General features: G+C 31.2%; 27 protein-coding genes, 2 pseudogenes and 1 riboswitch. Of the genes and pseudogenes, 23 read left to right on the forward strand and 6 right to left on the reverse strand.

Features of this window, described 5'->3' with window-relative positions; all coding sequences use genetic code 11:
• The first annotated feature begins 220 nt into the window (after positions 1 to 220).
• A riboswitch (purine riboswitch) is annotated at positions 221 to 323 on the forward strand.
• 257 nt (positions 324 to 580) lie between these two features.
• Genes xpt through guaA form a run of 4 tightly spaced genes read left to right on the forward strand, consistent with a single transcriptional unit; the run spans position 581 to position 5,495 of the window.
• Entirely contained in the window at positions 581 to 1,162 is a 582-nt protein-coding gene (xpt, locus tag BTJ66_RS11695; protein ID WP_099091125.1) for a xanthine phosphoribosyltransferase, read from the forward strand.
• A complete protein-coding gene (gene pbuX, locus BTJ66_RS11700) occupies positions 1,159 to 2,427 on the forward strand; it encodes a xanthine permease PbuX (RefSeq protein ID WP_099091126.1) in 1,269 nt (422 codons plus the stop codon). The genes xpt and pbuX overlap by 4 nt, the downstream gene beginning before the upstream one ends.
• A 37-nt stretch (positions 2,428 to 2,464) precedes the next feature.
• A complete protein-coding gene (gene guaB / locus BTJ66_RS11705) occupies positions 2,465 to 3,931 on the forward strand; it encodes an IMP dehydrogenase (protein WP_099091127.1) in 1,467 nt (488 codons plus the stop codon).
• A 22-nt stretch (positions 3,932 to 3,953) separates the two neighbouring features.
• A complete protein-coding gene (gene guaA / locus BTJ66_RS11710) occupies positions 3,954 to 5,495 on the forward strand; it encodes a glutamine-hydrolyzing GMP synthase (RefSeq protein ID WP_099091152.1) in 1,542 nt (513 codons plus the stop codon).
• Between the two features lie 93 nt (positions 5,496 to 5,588).
• Here the strand turns inward: guaA and BTJ66_RS11715 are convergent, their stop codons facing one another.
• Positions 5,589 to 6,713: a site-specific integrase gene (locus BTJ66_RS11715; RefSeq protein ID WP_099091128.1), complete on the reverse strand. Its 1,125-nt coding sequence runs from the start codon at positions 6,711 to 6,713 to the stop codon at positions 5,589 to 5,591.
• Between the two features lie 83 nt (positions 6,714 to 6,796).
• The gene (locus tag BTJ66_RS11720; protein ID WP_099091129.1) at positions 6,797 to 7,183 is read right to left on the reverse strand and encodes a helix-turn-helix domain-containing protein; all 387 of its coding nucleotides are present in this window, start codon (positions 7,181 to 7,183) and stop codon (positions 6,797 to 6,799) included.
• A gap of 132 nt (positions 7,184 to 7,315) precedes the next feature.
• Between BTJ66_RS11720 and BTJ66_RS11725 the strand changes: the two genes are divergently transcribed.
• The 17 genes from BTJ66_RS11725 to BTJ66_RS13680 all read left to right on the forward strand — a co-directional run bounded on the left by BTJ66_RS11725 (position 7,316) and on the right by BTJ66_RS13680 (position 19,575).
• Positions 7,316 to 7,573: a helix-turn-helix transcriptional regulator gene (locus tag BTJ66_RS11725; protein WP_099091130.1), complete on the forward strand. Its 258-nt coding sequence runs from the start codon at positions 7,316 to 7,318 to the stop codon at positions 7,571 to 7,573.
• Positions 7,554 to 7,814, forward strand: coding sequence for a hypothetical protein (locus BTJ66_RS11730; protein ID WP_099091131.1), 261 nt, complete (start codon positions 7,554 to 7,556; stop codon positions 7,812 to 7,814). Before BTJ66_RS11725 ends, BTJ66_RS11730 begins: the two co-directional genes overlap by 20 nt.
• A gap of 29 nt (positions 7,815 to 7,843) precedes the next feature.
• The gene (locus tag BTJ66_RS13675; protein WP_167380394.1) at positions 7,844 to 7,990 is read left to right on the forward strand and encodes a hypothetical protein; all 147 of its coding nucleotides are present in this window, start codon (positions 7,844 to 7,846) and stop codon (positions 7,988 to 7,990) included.
• On the forward strand, positions 7,991 to 8,305 hold the full coding sequence (locus BTJ66_RS11735; protein WP_099091132.1) for a hypothetical protein: 315 nt from the start codon (positions 7,991 to 7,993) through the stop codon (positions 8,303 to 8,305).
• A gap of 87 nt (positions 8,306 to 8,392) precedes the next feature.
• On the forward strand, positions 8,393 to 10,783 hold the full coding sequence (locus BTJ66_RS11740) for a phage/plasmid primase, P4 family (protein ID WP_099091133.1): 2,391 nt from the start codon (positions 8,393 to 8,395) through the stop codon (positions 10,781 to 10,783).
• Positions 10,784 to 11,091: 308 nt separating this feature from the next.
• Positions 11,092 to 11,451, forward strand: a complete 360-nt coding sequence (locus BTJ66_RS11745; protein WP_099091134.1) for a pathogenicity island protein — start codon at positions 11,092 to 11,094, stop codon at positions 11,449 to 11,451.
• Positions 11,452 to 11,507: 56 nt separating this feature from the next.
• Positions 11,508 to 11,735, forward strand: coding sequence for a hypothetical protein (locus BTJ66_RS11750; RefSeq protein WP_099091135.1), 228 nt, complete (start codon positions 11,508 to 11,510; stop codon positions 11,733 to 11,735).
• Between the two features lie 33 nt (positions 11,736 to 11,768).
• Positions 11,769 to 11,969 (forward strand): hypothetical protein, encoded by a 201-nt coding sequence (locus BTJ66_RS11755; RefSeq protein WP_099091136.1) that lies wholly within the window; start codon positions 11,769 to 11,771, stop codon positions 11,967 to 11,969.
• Positions 11,956 to 13,008 (forward strand): phage capsid protein, encoded by a 1,053-nt coding sequence (locus tag BTJ66_RS11760; RefSeq protein ID WP_099091137.1) that lies wholly within the window; start codon positions 11,956 to 11,958, stop codon positions 13,006 to 13,008. Before BTJ66_RS11755 ends, BTJ66_RS11760 begins: the two co-directional genes overlap by 14 nt.
• Before the next feature lie 182 nt (positions 13,009 to 13,190).
• On the forward strand, positions 13,191 to 13,709 hold the full coding sequence (locus BTJ66_RS11765; protein WP_099091138.1) for a pathogenicity island protein: 519 nt from the start codon (positions 13,191 to 13,193) through the stop codon (positions 13,707 to 13,709).
• A 39-nt stretch (positions 13,710 to 13,748) separates the two neighbouring features.
• Positions 13,749 to 14,075, forward strand: a complete 327-nt coding sequence (locus tag BTJ66_RS11770) for a sigma-70 family RNA polymerase sigma factor (protein WP_099091139.1) — start codon at positions 13,749 to 13,751, stop codon at positions 14,073 to 14,075.
• A gap of 1,058 nt (positions 14,076 to 15,133) precedes the next feature.
• The gene (locus tag BTJ66_RS11780; protein ID WP_099091141.1) at positions 15,134 to 15,922 is read left to right on the forward strand and encodes a hypothetical protein; all 789 of its coding nucleotides are present in this window, start codon (positions 15,134 to 15,136) and stop codon (positions 15,920 to 15,922) included.
• 192 nt (positions 15,923 to 16,114) lie between these two features.
• On the forward strand, positions 16,115 to 16,549 hold the full coding sequence (locus BTJ66_RS11785) for a Panacea domain-containing protein (protein WP_099091142.1): 435 nt from the start codon (positions 16,115 to 16,117) through the stop codon (positions 16,547 to 16,549).
• Entirely contained in the window at positions 16,542 to 17,552 is a 1,011-nt protein-coding gene (locus BTJ66_RS11790) for a hypothetical protein (protein ID WP_099091143.1), read from the forward strand. Before BTJ66_RS11785 ends, BTJ66_RS11790 begins: the two co-directional genes overlap by 8 nt.
• A gap of 241 nt (positions 17,553 to 17,793) precedes the next feature.
• Positions 17,794 to 17,952, forward strand: a complete 159-nt coding sequence (locus BTJ66_RS13525) for a VraH family peptide resistance protein (RefSeq protein ID WP_153043335.1) — start codon at positions 17,794 to 17,796, stop codon at positions 17,950 to 17,952.
• Positions 17,953 to 18,545: 593 nt separating this feature from the next.
• On the forward strand, positions 18,546 to 18,785 hold the full coding sequence (locus tag BTJ66_RS11800; protein WP_099091145.1) for a hypothetical protein: 240 nt from the start codon (positions 18,546 to 18,548) through the stop codon (positions 18,783 to 18,785).
• A 22-nt stretch (positions 18,786 to 18,807) separates the two neighbouring features.
• A complete protein-coding gene (locus BTJ66_RS13680) occupies positions 18,808 to 19,575 on the forward strand; it encodes a hypothetical protein (protein ID WP_099091146.1) in 768 nt (255 codons plus the stop codon).
• A 483-nt stretch (positions 19,576 to 20,058) separates the two neighbouring features.
• On the opposite strand, the gene BTJ66_RS11810 is transcribed toward BTJ66_RS13680, so the two are convergent.
• From BTJ66_RS11810 to BTJ66_RS13685, 3 genes and pseudogenes are all read right to left on the reverse strand, one after another.
• Positions 20,059 to 20,505 (reverse strand): helix-turn-helix domain-containing protein, encoded by a 447-nt coding sequence (locus tag BTJ66_RS11810; protein ID WP_099091147.1) that lies wholly within the window; start codon positions 20,503 to 20,505, stop codon positions 20,059 to 20,061.
• A gap of 120 nt (positions 20,506 to 20,625) precedes the next feature.
• Positions 20,626 to 21,037 (reverse strand): annotated as a pseudogene (locus BTJ66_RS11815) (tyrosine-type recombinase/integrase); the annotation flags it as partial.
• A gap of 58 nt (positions 21,038 to 21,095) precedes the next feature.
• Positions 21,096 to 21,311 (reverse strand): hypothetical protein, encoded by a 216-nt coding sequence (locus tag BTJ66_RS13685; protein WP_099091148.1) that lies wholly within the window; start codon positions 21,309 to 21,311, stop codon positions 21,096 to 21,098.
• A 512-nt stretch (positions 21,312 to 21,823) separates the two neighbouring features.
• Between BTJ66_RS13685 and BTJ66_RS11825 the strand changes: the two are divergent.
• Positions 21,824 to 22,374 (forward strand): annotated as a pseudogene (locus BTJ66_RS11825) (terminase small subunit).
• Between the two features lie 59 nt (positions 22,375 to 22,433).
• Here the strand turns inward: BTJ66_RS11825 and BTJ66_RS11830 are convergent.
• Positions 22,434 to 22,868, reverse strand: a complete 435-nt coding sequence (locus tag BTJ66_RS11830) for a DUF1433 domain-containing protein (protein ID WP_167380395.1) — start codon at positions 22,866 to 22,868, stop codon at positions 22,434 to 22,436.
• A 39-nt stretch (positions 22,869 to 22,907) separates the two neighbouring features.
• Here BTJ66_RS11830 and BTJ66_RS11835 point away from each other — a divergent pair.
• The coding region (locus BTJ66_RS11835) for a hypothetical protein (protein WP_099091150.1) at positions 22,908 to 24,261 on the forward strand (1,354 nt) is incomplete at its 3' end.

Raw genomic sequence — 24,261 nt, forward strand, 5'->3', positions numbered from 1 at the left:
TCCTCCATTCGTTGTTGTATGAATTATTACATATTTACCCCATGCGCTATACTATAAAACGGATACAATTATATTATATAGGGAACTTACTAGACTGACAAATAACAATTTAGTGGATTTGTTAACGTTTTCTAAAAACATAGAAAAATAAAATAAAAGTGTCTGTAAAGCGCTTACAAGCAATTAGCTTATTGAAAATATTGCCAAAATTTGCTATCATCAGTTAATAATTTAGCTAACTCATATAATCTAAAGGATACGGCTTTAGAAGTTTCTACCATGTTGCCATTAACGACATGACTATGAGTAACCAATACAATACACTAGCAATTCAAAATGAGCAGTTATGAAAAGTGATGAAGTCTATATCCTTTTTAGCGCACTCATCATGCAAATCTTGTCTTTAAGAATACTTTTTTTACATAGTTAAAGGGAAATGGTTGTAAAAAAATTATTTTTAATTTCAGTTATGTTGTGAATTGAAATGATTCTGCTTTTAGTATTGCACGTTCACTCATAGATCCTGAAACTAAGTTAGTTTAGGGTTTTTTTTGTATACAAAATGAGGAGGTTTTTTCGAGTGGATTTGTTGAAGCAGAAGGTTGAAGCAGATGGTGTGGTCATTGATGAAAAGATATTGAAGGTTGATGGATTTTTAAATCATCAGATTGATGCAAGATTAATGCATGATGTAGGTCAAACATTCTATGAACAATTTAAGGATGAAGGTATTACAAAGATTTTAACTATAGAAGCTTCTGGTATTGCCCCTGCGATTATGGCGGCTATGCATTTTGATGTACCTTGTCTCTTTGCGAAAAAGGCCAAGCCAAGCACGTTGAAACAAGGTGCTTATCAAGCTGATATCCATTCTTTCACTAAAAATACAACGAGTACAGTCATCGTATCAGATGAGTTTTTAGGGGAAGATGATCGCGTATTAATCATTGATGATTTTTTAGCTAATGGTGATGCTTCACTGGGACTGAATGAAATTGTGAAACAAGCTCAAGCGACAACGGTAGGCATTGGTATTGTCGTAGAGAAAAGCTTCCAACCAGGTAGAACGCGTTTAGAAGAAGCGGGTTTGACTGTTTCATCTTTATGCAAAGTAGCGTCTTTAAGTGGTAATAAAGTGACATTTGTAGGGGACGAAGCATGAAGACGTCTATCTTAAGTCTGCAACATTTATTAGCGATGTACGCAGGTGCGATACTCGTACCTATTATTGTGGGGACAAGCTTAGATTTCACACCAGAACAAATCGCTTTTTTAGTCACGGTTGATATTTTTATGTGTGGTGTAGCTACTTTTTTACAGGTGTGGAAAGGCACAGGTACCGGGCTTCCAATCGTACTTGGTTGTACATTTACAGCGGTTGCACCAATGATATTGATTGGGCAAACGAAAGGTATTGGAGACTTATATGGCTCTTTATTCTTATCAGGAATATTAGTAGTCCTTATTGCACCTTTCTTTTCCTATTTAGTAAGATTCTTCCCGCCCGTGGTTACTGGAAGTGTCGTTACCATTATTGGTATTAATTTAATGCCAGTAGCTATGAACTATTTAGCTGGTGGTGAAGGTGATAAACATTACGGTGACCCTAAAAATATCATCTTAGGTGTCATTACGCTGATTATTATCTTAATTGTACAACGATTTACCACTGGTTTTTTAAAGTCTATTGCTATACTTATAGGACTCATTGTGGGAACTGCTTTAGCAGCAATCTTTGGTATAGTGGATGTAAACCAAGTTGGCACAGCGCATTGGTTCTCATTACCACAACCGTTTAGATTTTCAACATTTAGTTTTGATTTAGGTGCGACACTTGTATTCTTTATTGTTGCGTTAGTTAGCTTAATAGAATCAACTGGTGTGTACCATGCTTTAAGCGAAATTACTGGAAAAAAATTAGAACGAAAAGATTTTCGAAAAGGTTATACAGCGGAAGGTATCGCCATCATTTTAGGTTCAATCTTTAATGCATTTCCGTATACGGCCTATTCACAAAATGTTGGTTTAGTTTCCTTATCCGGTGCGAAAAAGAATAAAGTTATCTATGGCATGGTTATATTGTTGGTTATTTGTGGATGTATTCCTAAATTAGGTGCACTGGCGAATATGATCCCGCTCCCAGTATTAGGTGGTGCGATGATAGCAATGTTTGGCATGGTTATGGCATATGGTGTTAGTATATTAGGTAATATTAATTTTAAGAATCAGAATAATTTATTGATTATTGCTGTATCGGTTGGACTAGGAACGGGTATAAGTGCAGTACCGCAAGCATTCAAAGCCTTGGGTGAGCAATTTGCATGGTTAACGCAAAACGGTATTGTACTTGGCGCAATTTCGGCAATTATTTTGAATTTCTTTTTTAATGGTATAAAGCAGCAACAAGATACTGAAGTTACGAAATGATTAAGTGATGAAACAAATAATAGGAGGCTGTAAACGTATGTGGGAAAATAAATTTGAAAAAGAATCTTTAACTTTTGACGATGTGTTATTGTTACCAGCAGAATCAGATGTATTACCGAAAGAAGTAGATCTAGGTGTTCAACTTTCAGAAGGTATTAAATTAAATATTCCTGTAATTTCAGCAGGTATGGATACTGTTACTGAATCAAAAATGGCAATCTCAATGGCAAGACAAGGTGGCCTTGGTGTTATTCATAAAAATATGAATATCGAAGATCAAGCAGACGAAGTACAAAAAGTAAAACGTTCAGAAAATGGCGTTATCTCTAATCCTTTCTTTTTAACGCCAGAGGAAAGCGTTTTTGAAGCAGAAGCACTCATGGGTAAATATCGTATTTCAGGTGTGCCAATTGTAAATAATAAAGAAGACAGACAGTTTGTCGGTATTATTACTAACCGTGATTTACGTTTTATTGAAGATTTTTCAATTAAAATTTCAGATGTTATGACAAAAGATCACCTAGTTACAGCGCCTGTAGGCACAACATTAGAAGAAGCAGAAGATTTATTACAACAACATAAAATAGAAAAACTCCCATTAGTAAAAGATGGCCGTCTAGAAGGTCTTATCACAATTAAAGATATTGAAAAAGTACTGGAATTCCCTAATTCTGCCAAAGATGCACACGGTCGTTTATTAGTAGGTGCTGCATTAGGTATTGCGAAAGATACGGATATTCGTGCACAGAAATTAGTAGAAGCTGGTGTAGATGCTTTAGTTATTGATACAGCACATGGTCACTCTAAAGGCGTACTAGAACAAGTTAAACACATTAAAGAAACATTCCCACAAGTTACATTAATCGCAGGTAACGTTGCTACAGCTGCAGGTACAAAAGCATTATATGAAGCGGGTGCTGATGTAGTCAAAGTTGGTATTGGTCCTGGCTCTATTTGTACAACACGTGTCGTTGCCGGTGTTGGTGTTCCTCAAATCACAGCCGTGTATGACTGTGCAACAGAAGCGCGCAAACAAGGTAAAACGATTATTGCAGATGGTGGTATCAAATTCTCTGGAGATATCATCAAAGCATTAGCTGCTGGTGGACATGCAGTGATGTTAGGTAGTTTACTTGCTGGTACTGAAGAGAGCCCTGGTGCGACAGAAGTGTTCCAAGGTAGACAATACAAAGTATATAGAGGTATGGGCTCATTAGGCGCTATGGAAAGTGGTTCTAATGACCGTTACTTCCAAGAAGACAAAACACCTAAAAAATTCGTGCCAGAAGGTATCGAAGGCCGTATTGCATATAAAGGTGCTTTACAAGACACAATCTATCAACTTATGGGCGGCGTAAGATCAGGTATGGGTTACACAGGTTCTAGAAACTTAGAAGCATTAAGAGAAGAAGCTCAATTTACACGCATGGGACCTGCTGGATTAGCAGAAAGCCATCCACATGACGTTCAAATTACAAAAGAATCACCTAATTATTCATTCTAAGTTAAAAGGAGATAATAAATTTATGGAAATGGCGAAAGAGCAAGAGCTCATACTTGTTTTAGACTTTGGTAGCCAATACAATCAATTAATTACACGACGTATTCGTGAAATGGGCGTTTATAGTGAACTGCATGATCACGAGATTAGTATTGAAGAAATTAAACGTATGAATCCCAAAGGTATCATCCTTTCTGGCGGACCTAATTCAGTTTACGAAGAAGATTCATTTACGATTGATCCAGAAATCTATAACCTAGGTGTTCCTATTCTAGGTATATGTTATGGCATGCAATTGACTACAAAACTTTTAGGCGGGAAAGTCGAACGTGCCAATGAACGAGAATACGGCAAAGCGATTATCAATGCTAAAACGGATGAATTATTCTTTGGTTTACCAGAAGAACAAAATGTTTGGATGAGTCACTCGGATAAAGTAATCGAAATACCAGAAGGTTTCGAAGTCATTGCTGATAGTCCAAGCACAAATTATGCAGCAATTGAAGATAAATCACGTCGTATTTATGGTGTGCAATTCCACCCAGAAGTTCGACATACAGAGTTTGGTAATGATTTACTTCGTAACTTTGTGCGCCGCGTATGTGACTGTACTGGTGAATGGTCTATGGAAAACTTCATTGAAATTGAAATTGACAAAATCCGCAAGCAAGTAGGCGATCGTAAAGTATTGTGTGCGATGAGCGGCGGTGTTGATTCCTCTGTCGTAGCTGTACTATTACACAAAGCGATTGGTGACCAGTTGACTTGTATCTTTGTGGATCATGGTCTATTACGTAAAGGCGAAGGCGACATGGTTATGGAGCAGTTCGGTGAAGGTTTCAATATGAATATTATTCGTGTTGATGCACAGGAACGCTTCATGAGTAAACTCCAAGGTGTATCTGATCCAGAACAAAAACGTAAAATTATTGGTAATGAATTTATCTATGTGTTTGACGACGAAGCGTCTAAGTTGAAGGGTGTTGATTTCTTAGCACAGGGTACACTCTATACAGATGTTATCGAATCTGGTACGAAAACTGCACAAACGATCAAATCACATCACAATGTAGGTGGCTTACCAGAAGATATGGAATTCCAGTTAATCGAGCCAATCAATACGCTCTTTAAAGATGAAGTGCGAGAATTAGGTATCGAATTAGGTATTCCAGAACATTTAGTATGGCGCCAACCATTCCCAGGTCCTGGATTAGGTATCCGTGTGCTTGGTGAAATCACAGAAGACAAACTTGAAATTGTACGCGAATCAGACGCAATTTTAAGACAGGTCATTCGTGAGGAAGGTCTTGAACGCGAGATATGGCAATACTTCACTGTATTACCAGGCATCCAATCTGTAGGTGTTATGGGAGACTACCGTACATATGATCACACGGTTGGTATCCGTGCCGTAACATCCATTGATGGAATGACAAGTGACTTTGCACGTATCGATTGGGAAGTCTTACAAAAGATTTCTAGTCGTATTGTAAATGAAGTTGACCACGTTAACCGCGTCGTCTACGATATTACCTCTAAACCACCAAGTACGATCGAGTGGGAATAATATATAACCATAATAAAAGAGTTAGAAACGTTGCTATAATGCACTTTCTAGCTCTTTTTATTTTGTCTTGAATACGTTTTGAATACGTTCCGTCTAAAAATTGATGTAATTAGCGAATTTATCGGCAACTTTATCACGTTGCTTTTCAGTAACATGTGCGTAAATATCCATTGTGGTTTTAATATCGCCATGCCCCAATCTATCTTGCACCTCTTGTATAGTTAGCCCAGCTTCAAATAAAAGTGAACAATGAACATGACGAAAGCCGTGTACCTTGATACGTTTAAAGTTGTTGTCGTTACATATATCATTTAGCACTTTATTAACGTGTTCAGGATATAAAATTTTGTTAATTGTAACATTAGTAAACACATATTGCTTTTTATCCATGGTATTGTGACCAAATTTTAATGATTCTATACGTTGTTGCGTTTTCCAATGTTTTAATACATCTAACGTTTTGTCATCGACACTGATTGTTCTTAATGATGATTTTGTTTTCGGTGCTTGTATAATCAGTTTATAGTCTTTATCTCTAGCACATGTTTTACTAATTGATATAGTTTTCTTGTCGAAGTTGATATCTTCCCAAGTTAAAGCCATCAACTCGCCCCGTCTAAAACCTGTAAACGCCAAAGTTCGATACATCGGTTTATCTTCTACAAAGCCTAGAAACGTCTGTAATTCATCACTAGAGTAATATGTGTATGAATCATCTTGCTTAACTTCATTTTTACGTGGCTGTTTCGTATGTTTGAACGGATTGTCTGCAATAATTTTTAAATTCACAGCATAATCAAGCACGTTAGACGCATATATTCTAATTGCCTTCATATCCTTATACTTCTTATTCCATTTATTAATAACCTTTTGACAATATGGAATAGTAATCTTCTTAACTGGTACATCTTTGAAATGTTCCAATATTGCAGTATCAAATAGTGTGAGTACACGCTGATAAGTACTTTCTCTTACAGTGTTTTGATATTGTTCTAACCACAACTCGTAAACCTCTTTAAAAGTTGTAATCTCATTATTTAGAAATCCATTTTGTTGTATTTCTGTTTGCAACTTAGCTTCTGCAATTTTTGCTTCTCTTTCTGATTTAAAACCACGTCTAGTCGTACGTTTTTGTTTTCCAGTAACTGGATCAGTGACTAAATATGCAACAAACATATAGGCGTTAGTACCGTCTTTTTTCTTATATTTCTTAATCATAAAATCAATCCTTTCCTCTTTGCCCGCATGCGTGAGATTGGATTGACACACCATTGAGGAATGGCTACCTCATGGTGTGGTGATTAATTATTTTCTTTTTGATTTATAAGTAATTTTTGAGTGTTTATGAAAGCTTTGTATTTGTTTTCTTTATTTAATTGTTCAATCATATCTAATATTTCTATTTCTAGAGAATGATCTTCGTCATCGTTATCCTCTAAAAATAATATGTTTCTAGAATATCGAGGGTCAATTTTATCTAGACTTACATTAAAAAAATTGGCTAATTTTTCTGTGTTTTCAGGATTAATTGTTGAACGTTCAGCAAAATAACCTGATAAAGTCGAAGTAGGTATGTTAGTACTTTCAGATATTTCAGCTTGTGTTCTTCCTTCGGATAGTTTCTTTAAGTTCTTTGATATAGCTTTCCTCAATAATTTTTCATGATAACTCAAAGAGGGTCTTGGCATTTTTTATCACTCCTTTACTTCATATTAACGAATAAACTCATATAAAACAACAGAAATTGTACAAAATAACGAATTTAAACGTTGACAAAACGAATAAACTCGTTTAAGATATTTGACAAGGAGGTTAGATAAATGAATGACGATGTAAAAATATTACTTAGAGCTGCAAGAATAAATAGTGGTATGAATCAGCAAAAAGCATCTAGTTTATTAGGTATACATTATCAAACTTTAGCATCTTGGGAAAAAGATAGTTCAGATTTACCACAGTCTAAAATGTTATTAATAGAAAAAATCTATGGTATACCATTAAAATATATTTTTTTTGGTAAAGAAAACGAGTTTATTCGTACTAAAGGAAGTGAAGTAAATGAACCAATTATTAAGTAATGAGGCCAGTCAACAACTTGTGAGTGACATTGTAAGTCTTGCTGAGAAGTTAGCAATCGAAAGGGCTAAACAATCACAGAAACGTTGGCTTAGACAGAATGAAGTTATGAAAGAGTACCGATGTACACATGCAGATATCACTAATTGGGAAATTGCAGGACTTCGAAAACGTAGACAAGGAAAATCATGGTACTACGATCGTAAGGATATTGATGAAGTATTAGAAACGTTAAAACAATAAACGCCCGCAGCGTGAGAGGAAGAAAGATTATGAAAAATTATGTGATTTACATGCTTATTCTAATATTAAGCACATTACTAATTGCTTTAATAACAGATGTCTTTATCGCATCAGCAATATTTGTATTCGCAACTGCATTAGGATTAAAACTAAATGAAATTATGGAGGTTATTTAAATGAGAGAAAACAATAGAGTTCTAAAGTTAGTTGAAAGTGCTGATCTAGGGAGCAAGATTCAATCGTGTATTGATTATTTAGGTAGAGAAATTGAATATTTAGAAGAAACAAGAGAATGGGCAATTAAGAATAATGAATTTAGATTACAACAAGAAATAAACAACGCCTGGAAGTCGCAATATATTACGTTATCAATTTTAAAAAGCATTAGAGAAGATAGCGAACTTATGAATGATGAATTAGTAATGATTGTTAAAAAAGAGCAAGAAAAAGCGTCATTTGAGAACTTTGGCGAGAGATCAGATAACGCATAGACAAATATTTAAGAAACTTTTTATATTTTTAATTATAGCAAATTCAAATAGAAGTATCTACAAATTTTTAAGAAAAGGGGGCTTTATGTGGCTATAAAATCATTAGAAAAAGTATTAGATGTAAACGAAGAGGAAATACCAGAAGAGTTAAAGCAACTGTCTAGTTGGGTGATGTGGTGCACAAAGTGGCTAACCAAACAACAAGCTTATAGCAAAGTTCCTTTTAGCACAAATGGTTATGGCGCAAAAACGGATAATAGTAAAACATGGGATAGCTTCGATAAAGTAAATGCTGAATATGTAGTAAGTGATAAATTTAATGGTATAGGATTTGTCCTTAGTAAAGATGATGATTACGTTTGTTTAGATATAGATAATGCAGTCAATCCAGATACAGGACAATTAGAAACAGATCTAGCATTAGAAATGACTGAATTAACATATTGTGAGTTATCACCTAGTGGAACAGGATTACATTGCTTCTTTAAAGGTGAACTGCCAGAAGGATGTAAAAATAGAAATAGAGATTTGGATATTGAAATTTATGACAATGCACGTTTTATAACTATGACTGGTCACACTATTGGACAAAGTGAAATAGTCGAAGATCAAGAGATTATTAATAACTTAATGGAACGTTATTTTAAAAAAGAAAAACTTACAAACGGTGTATTTAGAAATGAACCAAAAAATGATGTTGAATTATCTGATGAAGAAGTAATCAATATGATGTTGAAATCTAAAAAAGGCAAAAAAATAAGTGATTTGCTTAAAGGGGATTGGGAACTTCATTTTCCAAATGATAGTTCTAGTGAGGCAGTGGCTAGTTTATTGTTTTATCTTGCTTTTTACACTGGTAAAAATAGAGAGCAAATGGAACGTATTTTTACAAATTATAATCAATTAACTGATAAATGGGATAGACCTCAAAGTGGAACGACTTGGGGGCAGTTAGAAGTTGATTCAGCTATTAAGAATCAAGCCGACATACACAATATTTACAAAGAAAACTTTGATGAGTTTGATGTTATCTTGAATGATACACAAAGAGTTAAAGATTTATTGAATAAGCTAGGCAAAGAAGAACGTGAGTATATGGAGCAACTTTGGATTGAGAATGATAGAAAAGGGCGTAAGCCAACAACAATAAGTACCAATAGATGTGCTTATATTTTAAATAAGCATTTAACATTTATACTTTTTGATTCTGAAGAAAACACCAAACTAGCAATGTATCAAGTTCAAGAAGGAATATATACACAAAATACAACAATCATTAAGCGTGTTATTTCATATTTAGAGCCTAAACACAATAGCAACAAAGCTGATGAAGTTATTTATCATTTAATAAATATGGTAGATATAAAAGAAAAAACTAATTCGCCATATTTGATACCAGTTAAAAATGGTGTATTTAACCGAAAAACGAAGAAACTAGAATCATTTACACCAGATTATGTATTTACTACAAAAATAGATACACCATACGTGAAACAAGATAATGTACCAGCACTAAATGGTTGGAATGTAGAACAATGGATTAATGATATAGCTTGTAACGATAAACAAGTTGTTAAGTTATTGTGGCAAGTTATCAATGATGCACTAAATGGAAATTACACACGTAAAAAAGCAATATTTCTTGTTGGTGATGGAAATAATGGTAAAGGCACATTTCAAGAATTGTTGTCTAATATAATAGGCTATGGCAACATTGCTAGTTTAAAAGTAAATGAATTTGATGAACGCTTTAGATTAAGTACATTAGAAGGCAAAACAGCAGTTATTGGTGATGATGTACCCGTAGGTGTGTATGTAGATGATTCATCTAATTTTAAAAGTGTGGTCACAGGTGATCCAGTATTGGTTGAGTTTAAAAACAAACCATTATATAGAGCAACATTTAAATGTACAGTTATTCAATCAACGAATGGCATGCCTAGTTTTAAAGATAAGACAGCTGGAACATTAAGAAGATTGTTGATAGTACCGTTTAATGCAAATTTTAATGGCACAAAAGAAAATTTTAAAATCAAGGAAGATTATGTAAAAAATCAACGAGTTCTGGAATACGTGCTTTATAAAGCTATTAATTTAGATTTTGAAACGTTTGATATTCCAGATGTATCTGAAACAATGCTTGAAGTATTTAAAGAAGATAACGACCCAGTGTATGGGTTTAAAGTGAACATGTTTGATCAATGGACTGTTAGAAAAGTGCCTAAATATATTGTATATGCATTTTATAAAGAATACTGTGATGAAAATGGACATAATCCATACAGTTCAAGTAAATTTTATAAGCAATTTGAAAGTTATTTAGAAGATTGTTGGAAAACTGACGCACAACGAAGATATGACACTGAAGAACTTGCTAAGAGGATATACAACTTTAATGACAATAGAAATTACATTGAGCCTATTGAAAGTGGAAAAAACTATAAATCGTATGAAAATGAGAACTTAAAAGCAATTTAGGTGCAACCCAATGCAACTCAATGCAACCGAAATTATTCAATCGGGTTGCACCTATAACCACAGTTATAACAAGGGTTTTAGAGTCTTATGCAACCGAGCAACTCAAAATCTATAACTTATTATCAAAAAAGTGAAAGGTTAAAACGTAAGTATAAAACTTATATAAACTAATTTTTGAGATTTCGGTTGCACAGTTGCAAAAGTGGGTTAAAACCTTGTGGCAGTAAGTGAAAAACTGCAACCGAAAAATTTTAAATGAGTTGCAAAATCATAAATTTCAGTTGCACCAATTAAAGGAGGTCAAAAAAATGGATAAAGACATAATTAAACAAAAGGTTTTGGAATATATCAAGCAAAACGTTGGTACTTCATTTGTGGAACTTGAACAAGTATTTGAAGATAACCATTTTAACTATAAAGGTAATGGGGCATATAGCAGTGGTCAACATCAAAACGTTATATTTTGGATGGGATGGAATAGAAATGCATTTAACATATTAGCAGAGCTAAAGCATGATGGGTTAATAAGCATGGAAGTATGTGAGCCACTTGTTTATTTAGTAGATGGAAAATCACTAACATTACCAGTCATGACGAAGCCGTCTGATGCCAAAAATGATTGTTGGTTACCAGTAACATTCAATGCAAAAGCAGAAGTTACAGCATAGTTTTAAGTTCATTAAAGATATTAACGATTTATTATATCTATTAAAGGGGTGAGCTCATGGATTTTCAAAGATTAGCAAAACAAGTAATAATTAGATTACCAACGAATATAAAAAAATTAGAGGAAGATGAATTAAATAAAATTGTAGGAGCTTATGTTAATACTCATGATGATTTTATTGAATTAAAGAAATGGATTAGATATTTGGTTAATGATAAATCAGTGTCTTTTAGTAATAGAACAATTACTTACTCAGAATTTTTAAATGGCAGAAATAGTTATTAAAGATTATACCTATTAAAAGGAGAATTAAGAGTAATGAATAACAAATCTATTCATCGCTTATTTAAATATGATACTAGAAAAGAATTGATGGATAAATATGAAGTGTTAAAATCAAAATTTTTTATGCACAACATTCGGTTTTTTGTTGAGGTAGATAATGGTGGAAATAAAAAATATGTGTTATCTGTAAATACTAAAAGTAAAATTGGAGATGATATTGATGAAAAATTTTAAAGAACAATTTGCATATCATTTGTCAGAGTTTGATGATGATCATATTGAAGGATATGCACAAAGGTATCAGACAGATATAGGACATGACAGTAATAAGATAGAACAAGCATTAAAGCAATTAAGTATTAGTGAGAATGAACTATTAACAGCAGAACAAATTAATCAAAAAATATTAGGAGTGTTAGATATGAAACAAATTAATCAATCAGGAACAACTTACTTAGGTACATTAACAAAGCAATTAGCGAGTAGTGACAATGACTTTATTATTCAAGAATTACCAACAGCAAGACGAGAAGTATTTAAAGAATTATTAACATATGAGTTACCTAATACATTGCGTGATGTAATAACTATTACAGATGATGAACATGTGGAGACGATACCTTCACTAACATACATTAAAGATAAGCTATCAACTAATGGCATTGAGTTGAGTCTGAATGGAAGTAGTAAGTACTTTGATAAACGTGAAGGACATATCTATACAGAAGTATCTGATACAGTCGTACATGCTTCAGATAGAACATTAGATGAGTTACTTAAAGAGATCTTTATCAATGAGTGTGTGGCATATGAAACTACATTACTATTAGATAAGAATAATGCAAGTGGATTAATAGATGAACAGAACAAAGACTTATCTTTATACAATCAAGATATCAAAGAAGTAAATGGTAAGACAATATATGAATGTATTAAGCAAGCAATTAAAGACATACCTCAACCATTCAGACGTAATGTGTCAGTAGTAATGAACACAGAGCATCATGATAAGTTAATACAAGAGTTAGCTCAAATGGGATTAGGTGCACTTGCTGGGGATTTAAACAAGTTGTTTAATATCACAAATATTGTTGTTACAGATAATGCACAAGATATTTTAGTTGGAGATTTTGGACATGGTATATATGCGAAGTATGAAGCAATTATGTATAACAAGAAAAAACAAGCAATGAGGGGAATTTATCAATTTGCTCTGAACTATGTGTTTGATATAAAGATTGTCCCAGAGTTATTACGAATCGCTAAAATTTAAATATAAAAATTATATAATATTTATATAGCCCCCTACCCATCGACCAAAATGTATTTTCGCCGGGTACCGGCGGGGGGCAATCGCTTGCAACGCGAATAAAATTTCATGAAAGGGGGGTAACTCATTTTGCCCCTTTTTCAGTCATTATGAGCGTTAAATTCAATGAATAAAGGTGTGGTTATTTGGTATCAGACTTTGAAAGTAATGATAGAATTACTGAAATAGAGCTTTTAATGCATTATAATCCAAAAGTAATAAATAGAAAGATAAAGGCGATGCAATCACAAATTAATAGCTTATATCACTTAAATATGAGCCATGTGATTACCAATGAGAATGATATGCTGGTGTCTGTGTCATATCCATTAGACAAACTAGTAATTCATATTATAGATGAGAAAGAAAAATTAGAATATTATACAAAAACAGCACATGAAAGATTGCATTTACTAAAAAATATTATTGAAAATTATACGAAACATGAACAAAATGAAGTGATGAAGTATATGTTAAGTAGTGGCAGAGCAAGAAATCAAAGCGTCATAGAACGATTAAAGGAAGATATTTATCAAATTGAGAATACTGAACGACAAGAGAGACACAATAAACGTATAGAATTACATCAGAAAGCCTTTGATAGGCATTTAGAACAAGTGAAGAATGATTTATCTATGAATAGAAAGATTTTAGTGATGACGTGAATTCACTTTTAAACGATTAACAAATGGGATTGATTGGATATGAAACAATTCAATAAAAGAGAGATTAAAGCATTTTTAATGGAATATCAAGAGACAAATGATAAAAACATTATAATGGAAGAGACTAATATTGATAATTTCTTTCATGTACAAGGTGATGAAGACACAGAAATTGAAAGTGTTGATGACACAATATATTTTAATGAGCTAGAAACACTAATAGAAACTGTTGCGTCAGATAAGGAATACAGTATATTTTGGTTAATTAGTGAAGGTCATTCATATAAAAAGGTCGGAGAATTATTTGGAGTTACAGAAGGGCGAATTAGACAAATATTTGATGAACTATTAGAAAAGCTACCGTAATTGGTAGCTTTTTAACTTTCGTTTGCCAAAAATACTAATAGTGCGCCGACAATTATTAGTAATAAAAGAGTTCCAAAAAAAGGGACGGCTCCTAAAGAAAAAGTAAGGCAAATAAAAACTACTGAAATAATTATTTGAACTACAGATGTTATAGACAAAAGTTGCCAAGCAATAAATATAGTTATGCAGAAAAGAACAATAGTTATAAATATAAGCCCTAAAATCTGCATAGTAGAACTTAAATATCCATCCACAAAAAGATTACTAATATGAACCTTGCTACCAAATCTTTCGACGAATTCATCAGAAATATGAGACAAATAAAAATATGAAAAAATTGAGATACTAAGTGTAATAAAGTTCCATTTTGCTTTATTTAAATCCTCAAAAATTGACATGGAATCACTCGTTTCTATGTATATATTGTTTGATTAGTTCTAAAGACTTTAATATTAATGTATCGAATATAACTAAAAAAGTAAAAGTGTTATACATTGATTTGGTCAAGTTATTTTCTGTAATTATTATGAGTAAGTTTGTGATTAAAGCGAAGCTATATATTTCAAATTGAAATTTTATAAACTTCTTTTTTAAATAGTCAATGTTTATTAAATGATTATAATTATAAATTTTGATTGATAGTAGTATAAGATTTACAAGATAATAAATCGTAAAATATAAAATGTAATTCATGCTGTTTCTTGGATTCTTGATTGATGTGTCAAAATCAATTAAAAAGAACGGTAAAAAAAAGACTACTAAAGTAGTTAAAATATTTAAAGATTTGATTCCAAAAGCTACTTTCTTATGTGATATTATTCCAGTATTGATTAAAGTTTGCTGATTAAGAAAGTGTCTAATAATCACAAGTGGTAAAACTATAATGAATATAAAAAGTAATAGGTATAAAGAAATAGAAATCAACTCATTTTTTATTAAATTTAGCACATCTTTATTTTTAAAATACAAATAATTGCCTAACTGTACAATATAAGTTCCTAAGTGTAGTGTATAAGCACAATAAGGTATAATAATTATTAAAAAAGAGGAGTGAGAAAATGAATTATTATGATCTTAACAGTCTAGGACTAAAATATAAAAATATAGGTATTCTTAATAAATATTACGTTGAAGATACATTTTTTGCAGTTGCAGAGCAATTTGTTGAGCCTTATAAAATAACTGCAACTCAAAAGATATTAGGTATAAAATATAGTTCGGTAACATTTAATATTTTTACTTCCATTTATTATTTAGAACAGTATTGTTTCAATAGTAATAATAAATATCAGGAATTGATTAATACTCAAAGTAGTAATTTTTATATACAAGCGACATACGATAATTTATATCAATTATTGAACTTTATGACGCTAAGTGAGGAAGAAAATATAAAGTTATATAATGATGATCAAAAAAGATATAATAAAGAAAAAGGCTTTAGAATTGAAAAACTTAAGCGTGATAATAAAAACATTAAAATTATTCAACTGTTAGAAGACTTATATAAAACAAAGTTAAAGGTAGTAAGAAAACATAATAACTATGTAAAGCATAATGGACATTTAGAAGAATTTGAAGAAAATATAACAAAAGTATACCCATTAAGTTTTAATAAGAGTAATCCTTTAGCAACTATAGAAAAGGCAATGTACAATGTGAAAAATGATATTGATCCATTAACTTCTAAAGCACCGAGAGGAAAAAAAGTTGAGCTAAATCAGTTAACTGGTCAAATTTTAGTAATTATTGAAGATTTGTTAGATATACTTGATACTACTATGGAAATTTATATTGATGAAACATATAGAGAACTTTTGAGAATGATGGCCGATAATATGGATTGATGAGAAATCGTTTGAAGTGTTAAATAAGTTAACTTAATGTATAATGAAGTTAAGAAATTTATTGACAGTGTTATACTAATAAGCGGATAATGTAATGGTTTATGATAAAAACTATTTGACAACTTTGACAGTGCATAATGTACTGTCTTTTTAAAAAAAGACAAGGAAATCTTATTCTGGGAGTTGGTGAAAATGAATAAATTAGCAGATCATATTTTGTACAGAGCCAATCAATTAAACAAGCCTATTACAAATCTCCAACTACAAAAAGTTTGGTATTTCACATTGGGCTATTTAATAAATAAAGGTTACATCAAAGAAGCAAAAAATGAATTTGAAGATTCCAATTTACAAGCTTGGTTATATGGGCCAGTAGTACCTGAATTATATGAAAAGTATAAAGAGTATAAAAGTACACCGATTCAGGATGAAGGAAAAGAAATTAGCACTTATACTGATAGAGATATACAAAATATGATAGATAAGTTGATACTGATGAATCCATTTACTTTGGTAGATATGAGCCACACACATACTTTGTGGGTTAAAAATAAAGATGCAATAGAAAATAATGGTTATAGACCGAAATATAAATTTGAAAATTTAGAGGAAACATTTAATGGTTGATGAACAAAAAACAACACTTAATGATGTTAAGAATGAATGGTTTTTAAATTATTCAAGTAATAGTTCTAATATAGCTAAAATCTTCAAGATTGAATATAAAAAGTATGTGAAGAGTCCCACTAGTTATGACGGTGAAAAATTTGACTTTGGTACTTTATTAAATAACTGTAAGGGTATGCAACCTCAACTTATACCATACTCTGCGCTAACAGAAATAATATTTAAAAATGACATGACAATACAATCTATTCAAGATAAAGAAATTGGAGAAAGTAATTTCGCAGTAATTATAGAAAATAGATTTGAACAATATTTAGTGAAAGAATATGGTATTGAACAGCAACCAAGGAGTGGTAATGAAGAACAGGTACCGTTTGATGCTATTGAAAAAGAGTTGTATCAAGATAAAATTGAAGAGAATAAAAATGAAATAATAATAAGTTATAAAATATTTGAACATTTAAAATTGGCGATTTCCCAAAAAGAAGGTTTATACGAAAAACAAACAACAGAAATTAAAGATTTAACTAATTCGATAGAACAAACTAAAGAAAAATACGAAAATATGACGAGTAATTATATCTCTATTTTAGGAATATTTGCAGCTATATTAATGACGGCTTTTGGAGGTATACAGTCATTTACTTCTATTTATCAAAACAATTCATTTCCATTGGATGATTCATTATTAATAGCGTGTATCGGTTTTATTGGAATCATACTATTAATATTTTTATTAATGAACTCAATTGCTAAGCTTACTGGGAAAAAATTAGATAGTAAAACAAGTAATAAATGGTACGTGAGGCACCCAACGTTGATAAATAGTCTAATACTCTTAAGTACTATCATAGGAGTCATCATTATATGGAAAATTATAAATAATCCAGAAAATGTTAATTTATTTTATATATTATTTTTATTACCATTAGTATATTTTATAGTTATGAGCGTATGGTTTAATAAAGAAAAAAAGAAATGGTATTTTTTATGGTTATGGTAATTTTAAATGTTCGGGCTAATAAAGAATCATAATTTTGATAATAAGAGCAAGAGTATTAAGAAATATTTATAACCAAAATCAAAAATAGCATTAGTAATTTATTGAAATTAGAATGAATATTAAGTTATGACCTCATCATATGATGGGGTTTTTATTATGCTAGTTATTATGATAGCCTATATTTAAATGGAATTAAATTGACTAAAATACAAAGGGTGGTTTTATTACGAGCTTAAAAGAAATGTGGCATTATTTATTAAATAAAAAATGGGAAGCTGATGACGTTTGGATGTTGATATTTTATGTATTTATAGCAAGTATATTTGTTACACCATTGTTAGGAGTACCTATTGGAGTTATAGCATTTTTAATCCTTAATGAAGATGTTTTAGATAAATAACCACTCTGTCAGAACGTTTGTATTGCGTCGAGGAATGATAAAGGAGTATCTCTATAGAAAGGTGCGTATGATTGTGGCAAAGTATTTTACATCGAATAAAGTAGGTCTATATTTATTAGCTATAATAGTTGTACAACCAATTGTATTTAAAGCATTTGATTTAGATAGATCTATAGTTATAGAAATAACAGGTCACAGCGTTTTTATAATCATTGGATTAATCTGTATACACTTGAATTTTTATTTTCATAAAAACAAAAACCACCACAAATGAATGCGATGGCTTATAGACAAAATAGTGAATGTGATTATTTACTAATTAACATTATATGAACTGAAAATAAACGTTAAACACAAAATGCCAGATGCAAATGTAAAAGAAAAATGTTGACCATTTAATAACTTAACTATCAAGATGAGTTTCACCCAAGTTAAACCCCGAGTGTGCTCTAATTTTTATTATTAGTACACTTATATTATGCCACAAATTAGTACCAGGCGCTAATTTTAGTTTGTACTTTGATACAATAGAAGCATAGACTTTAAGTAGATAATGGATATAATTAAATTATAAAGAAAAGGGGGGCTTCTTAATGGATTACTTAGATTATTTGAATAGAGGGGCGATAAAAAGGGTATGCAAAGAAATATTTTTAAACAATAATCGTACAAGAAAAAGCTTGTTAACTTCACTAATTGGGTCAAAGTATGATGAACACGCATTTTTAGTTATTGATTCACTTTATTCATCTGGTTATTTAGATTTTGAAAATGATGAGATGATTGGTGTTGGGAATGCAATTCAAAAGCTAGAAGATAGAGGTTATTTATAAATAATGTAAATAGGGTGAGGAATTGAAAAAAATAGATTTTAAAACACTAATTACAATTGTGTTTATAGGGTTGCTTTTTATTTTTACTTTTATATTTTCAGTTGGCTATGTATTAAGTAATATAGACCCTAAAAATAAATTGCAAGGATATACAATAGCAATAAGTTTTATTGGAATATTTGCCACATTTGGTGGTGCTTATTTAGGTGCTAAGATATCAGCGGATAACGCTAGATATTTAGAAGAATTAAAAAGAAAAAGAGAGATTACAGAACAAAATAAAAAAGTTGTACATTTAATTAAAATGAACCTAGATAATATAAGTGACGTTCACTCTTTTATATGTAACTATTATCTAATAAATCAAAATGGATTTTTAATGAACTTAAAAAAAGAAAGAAAATATTTTTATGAAGACAACAACCGGCCAATAGATTTAGAAAAGAGGGGGAATATAAAATTTTTAGAGGGTTATATGGATAAATGGTCTGCTTTTAAAGATTGGAATAACCCAATAATAGAAGAGATAGATGATTTTAAAGGATTATGTGAAGAGGTTAGCAGTCAAATTATAAATTTTGAAAATCGTCAAATAAATACTATATATCAGTTAAAACAAGTATTACCAAAAATCAAAAACTATATAATTTTTAATAGTGAAGATCAAAACTATACGATAAAAAAAGGGAACTCACAGGAGTTTGAAGAATTTAAAGCCTATTTTATGCTTTTTAGTATTTTGTATATAGATTTAGTTGAAGATATATTAGACATTAACTTAAATGACTAAACTTTTTTCGTAAGTAAAAAAAAGACAAGAATGCTATTATATAAGAAATAAAAAGGCAAATGTTATTCTGTTTGATATATTTATATGTTACCAAAAATGGTTAGATAAGGAAGAATGAAATAGATGAGAGAGTGTCTGAAAAAATGCAATATACAAATTAGAGATGGCATGAAATCAATTTACAGTATAATAAACCGATAAAAAAATATCTCACGCATACGGGAATGAATACGTAATTGAATACGTAAATTTTAAAATGTTGCAAATTAATGCGATTAAACAAAGTAGTGAAAAACTGATTTATCAACCGTTCACAATTATTACAAACTTATTGAAATTCACCATTTCATCGAGTGGGAATAATAGTATAGAATGATGAAACCCCTTAAGTCTATGGCGTAAGGGGTTATTTTTGTGGATTTGGGATTGGGAAAAGGGCAGAAAAAGGGCGGTTTAAGAAAATGTTATGAAATTAAAACAAATTTATTTATAGCTTTTACCAAAAACTTCATAAGTTAACCAACTAATTAATATTAATATTATTGCAATTGTAACTGGTAAAGATCCTTGAAGAAAAGGTAATATTTCATGATTAGCTATAAGTGAAATAGCTTTTAGTAAAAAGGTAGTTATAAGCAAAATTAATCCTAACAAGCCAAGTAATTCGCCAAAATTAAATAAAATAGGATGTTTAAGTTTTTTACTATCTTTTATTATTTTATCTTTCAAAAAATCATCTCCCTTAAGTAGTTCATCAACAGTTATATTGAAAATTTCACTTAACTCAATAAGTGTTTCAATATTAGGATAGCCCTTTTCACGTTCCCATTTCGAAATAGATTGTCTGCTTATATTTAATTTTTGTGCTAATTCATCTTGAGATAAGTTAAGTTTTTTTCTTTCTTCTTTTAATTTGCTGTGAAATTTCATTTTCTTCCTCCCTACTAATGAATTTAAATGATGATGAAGGTTTGTGTAAGGACGTTGTGGTAGCAATGTGTAACTATATAGTTGCATTGCTTATGTGGCAGGGTTTTACAATGGAATTCTTCATTTTCTTTTCTCTAATTTATTCATCATATCTTTATCCTTTTGCTCAGTAACGTGGCTATATATCTGTAGGGTAGTCTTATGGTCAGTGTGACCTACACGCTCCATAATGGCTTTAAGAGACGCACCTAGCTGAGATAATAGTGATATGTTGCTATGACGCATAGTGTGACTTGTTATGTGTTTTGTAATTCCTACATTAGACGCTGATTGTTACATATTTCTATTAATGGTTCTAAGTGACATAGGATTGCCACGATGATTAGTGAATATGAATCCTCTATCTTGATACATAGTTTCCCCATTCAATAGATTTTTTATTTTCTAATATAGCTTTACGTAAAATGTCACAACTACGAGATGTTAATGAAATTGATCTATAAGAAGCTTCAGTTTTGGTAGTTGGTTTATATTAATCGTAATATCATTTACAGTACTTTGCTAGCGGGACAATATAGTTTTAAAGTAACTTATTTAAAATAACTGATATAGATTGCAATGAAAACGAAGATTGTAGCAAACACACCGTGTACTAATAAATTCCAATAGAATAACTTTTTAGTCATAGGTTTTAAGTTGTTACGTTTAACCCTTCTATTATTTTCCCAACGATATATTGATGCCCAAAAATAAGCGTAAATAGGTATAGCAACGATTCCTAATATTATAGCAACAGGTAAGCTCATAGTAATTCTCCTTTGACTTGTTAATTTAAAATTAGTAAAGATATTCCAGCAATTATAAATAAATAAGCTAAGTATGGTTTTGGAGCGCCTAGTAATTGAACAGTTCCTGCAAGTATTAAGAAGATTCCGATTAATATTTGAGGAGTTAAATGTAACGAATAGAGATTAAATGTTGCACTGATATATATGTATAAACCTAATAAGATAGCAAGAATAGTAGTGATAACGAATAGATATTTTTCATGAAAAACCACCAAATTATAATAACGTTTTGACAATAATTATATCATTATGAGTTAGATAATAAAATTTTAATTAAATACGCAAAAACGAACATTAGCTATAATTATGGAATTGTGTGACTATGTATGAATATACTATATAAAGTCTTTAATGACAGTTGTTTGAAGAATGATTAACAGTGTTGAAATACTGTTAAACGGCGAACGTTAGTTTGTTATAAATGTGTGAAAATGGGAACTGTATAAAGTGAAAAGAATCGACGTGATTAAATGAGCGAATTAAACCCGAGACAAGAGAAATTTGTATTTGAGTACCTAAAGTCTAAACTTAACACAGTCAGCTATCAAGGCAGGATATAGTCCACAGATTGCCCATAATACACAAGGCCATAGGTTACTTAAAAATGAAAAGATAGCAAACTATATTAATGAAGTAAAAAGCAAGGTTATTGATGATAATGTGCTTTCTGCGAATGAGATACTACATTTATTATCTAATGCAGCAGTAGGGGAAGAAACTGAACTAAAAGAAGTAGTCACCAAACGTGGTGAATATGTTAAGAATCCAGACACAGGCAAGTACAATAGCATTTACAACGAAAGTGTTGAAATGTTGGAATTACCCATTAAGAAGTGATCGTTTAAAAATGCGTGATCTACTTGGTAAATAACATACAATATATACAGATAAGCATGAACTCACTGGAGATGCACCAGTATTCATTAATGTAGGTGAGTGGGATGATGAAGCAGAAGAGGAAATGGATAAGAAGTACCCGAATAGAACTAAAATTATAGATGATGTTCCGTTGGAGGATTAATGATGAAAATTAAAAGCACTAACTATTCATTCGGTTGAGTAGTTAGTGCTTTTCTGATGTTAGAATCCCCAAATCAAAGGTGGGTCAGCCTTATAGTCATTTTCATTCAAGTTTTTTTCTTTGATGATTTGGCTAGGGAACTTCTTGTGAGATCTAGGTGGCTTGTACATAGCGCCAACTTTTTTTGAATAGCCAATTGTATCTTCAAATTGATAATTATCAGCTTTATTAAGAGTTGCAGAAAAATACAAACTTTTATCGTCATTAATATAGCCTTCGATTATATAACTTCCCATAGGAGTTTTCCCTGTTTTAGTTAAATCTAGATTTTGATAATTGTTCATATTTTCTTTGAAAAACAAGTCGATTCTTTTCTTTTGAATATGTAAGTACTGTTCACGCTTATTTTTATGCATTATATAGACCCCTCCAAATATAAGTGATAATATGATAACAATAGAAAAAGTGGTGAACATCATTTTTTTGTTTAACATAAAGCCCTCCATAAACTAATTAATATAAGGATGAGTATAATGCGTATTACAGACAAAACTAGTTTTGATATTGCTAATGAGTCATATAAAAAATATGATATTGGGGATGAAATTACTGTATCAGGTAATGATTTCGAAATCATTGAAAAACGAGACGATACCCAAAATGGTTTGCGTGCTTATGCTTATGCGCCAGTTGTGAATGGTAAAGTAGACACTAGCCACATTTATATGGGCTATGCTGGAACAGACATTAAAAGTATACGAGACCTGTTTACAGATTTACAACTTCCTTTTTATAATAACACATCTAATGATAAAATTAACAAAAGGTACAGTGATTTAGATAAAACTACTATAACTGAAAAATATAATGGTTCTTCAGATAAAAGTGATTTCTTCTTTAAAGGGGTACCTAACCAAATAGACGAAAGTGTAGCCTTCACAGGGTCAGTAAAGAAGAAGTATCCTAATAGTAACTTTTATGGAGGAGCACATAGTCTAGGGGCATTAATTGCACAATATAATGCTGTTAAATATGATTTTGATAAAACAACCACTTATGCTGCGCCTAATCCTTACGGTGCTTTACCAAAAGAAATACAAAGCGAGATTGATAAAGGCAAGTATGATGGGAAAATCAAAAATGTAGGACATGAGGATGATATTGTTAATAGTTTGGATTTTTTAAACCCAAGAATAGGTTCGAATATCATCACAGTACCAAGTTATAGTGGCTTTCTAACCGCATTCCCATATATAGGTCAACATTTCATGAGCACTTATGATGTTTTTGATAAAAATGGTAATGCGAAAGAAATGTCAAAAAGTGAGTTGGCTGCATATAAAAAAATGCGAAAATTTTATGATCAATTCAATATACTTACTACTGATAAAGACCCAGCAGGACTTGATGAGACAATAAGTGATTTTATCAAAAAGCTTAATAAAAAAGCGAAAGCCGATAAAGCATCAAAAACCAAAAAAGGCTCTAAATCTACAAGTAAATCATCGAAAAATGTTAAAGGGGATTCAGATGCTTCTGCCAAAAAAGGAAATGGTGGCTCTGGTGGTTCGGGTAAGAAGATAAAGATACAACCCGAAGCTGTACGTGCTATTGTAAGTGATTTACGTGATCGAATACATAAATATGATGATGTATTAAGAAACATTGAGGAATATGAAAGGGAGACAAAGAAAAGCTCTCAACGTATCCTAGACAAATATGAATCTGAATTATTAAGCGGTTCGCATAAATTTATTAGCCCGAGTGATTTAACCGAGTATATGGAAAGCCTAGCTCAAGGTGGTTCTATAGGAAACTTGGAATTTTATGATAATCATTCAATGGAACAAGTCGTTCAAGACATACACCAAAATAAAAAGACCTTAT

Origin of the sequence: Staphylococcus edaphicus, from assembly GCF_002614725.1 — a bacterium.
GTDB lineage: Bacteria > Bacillota > Bacilli > Staphylococcales > Staphylococcaceae > Staphylococcus > Staphylococcus edaphicus.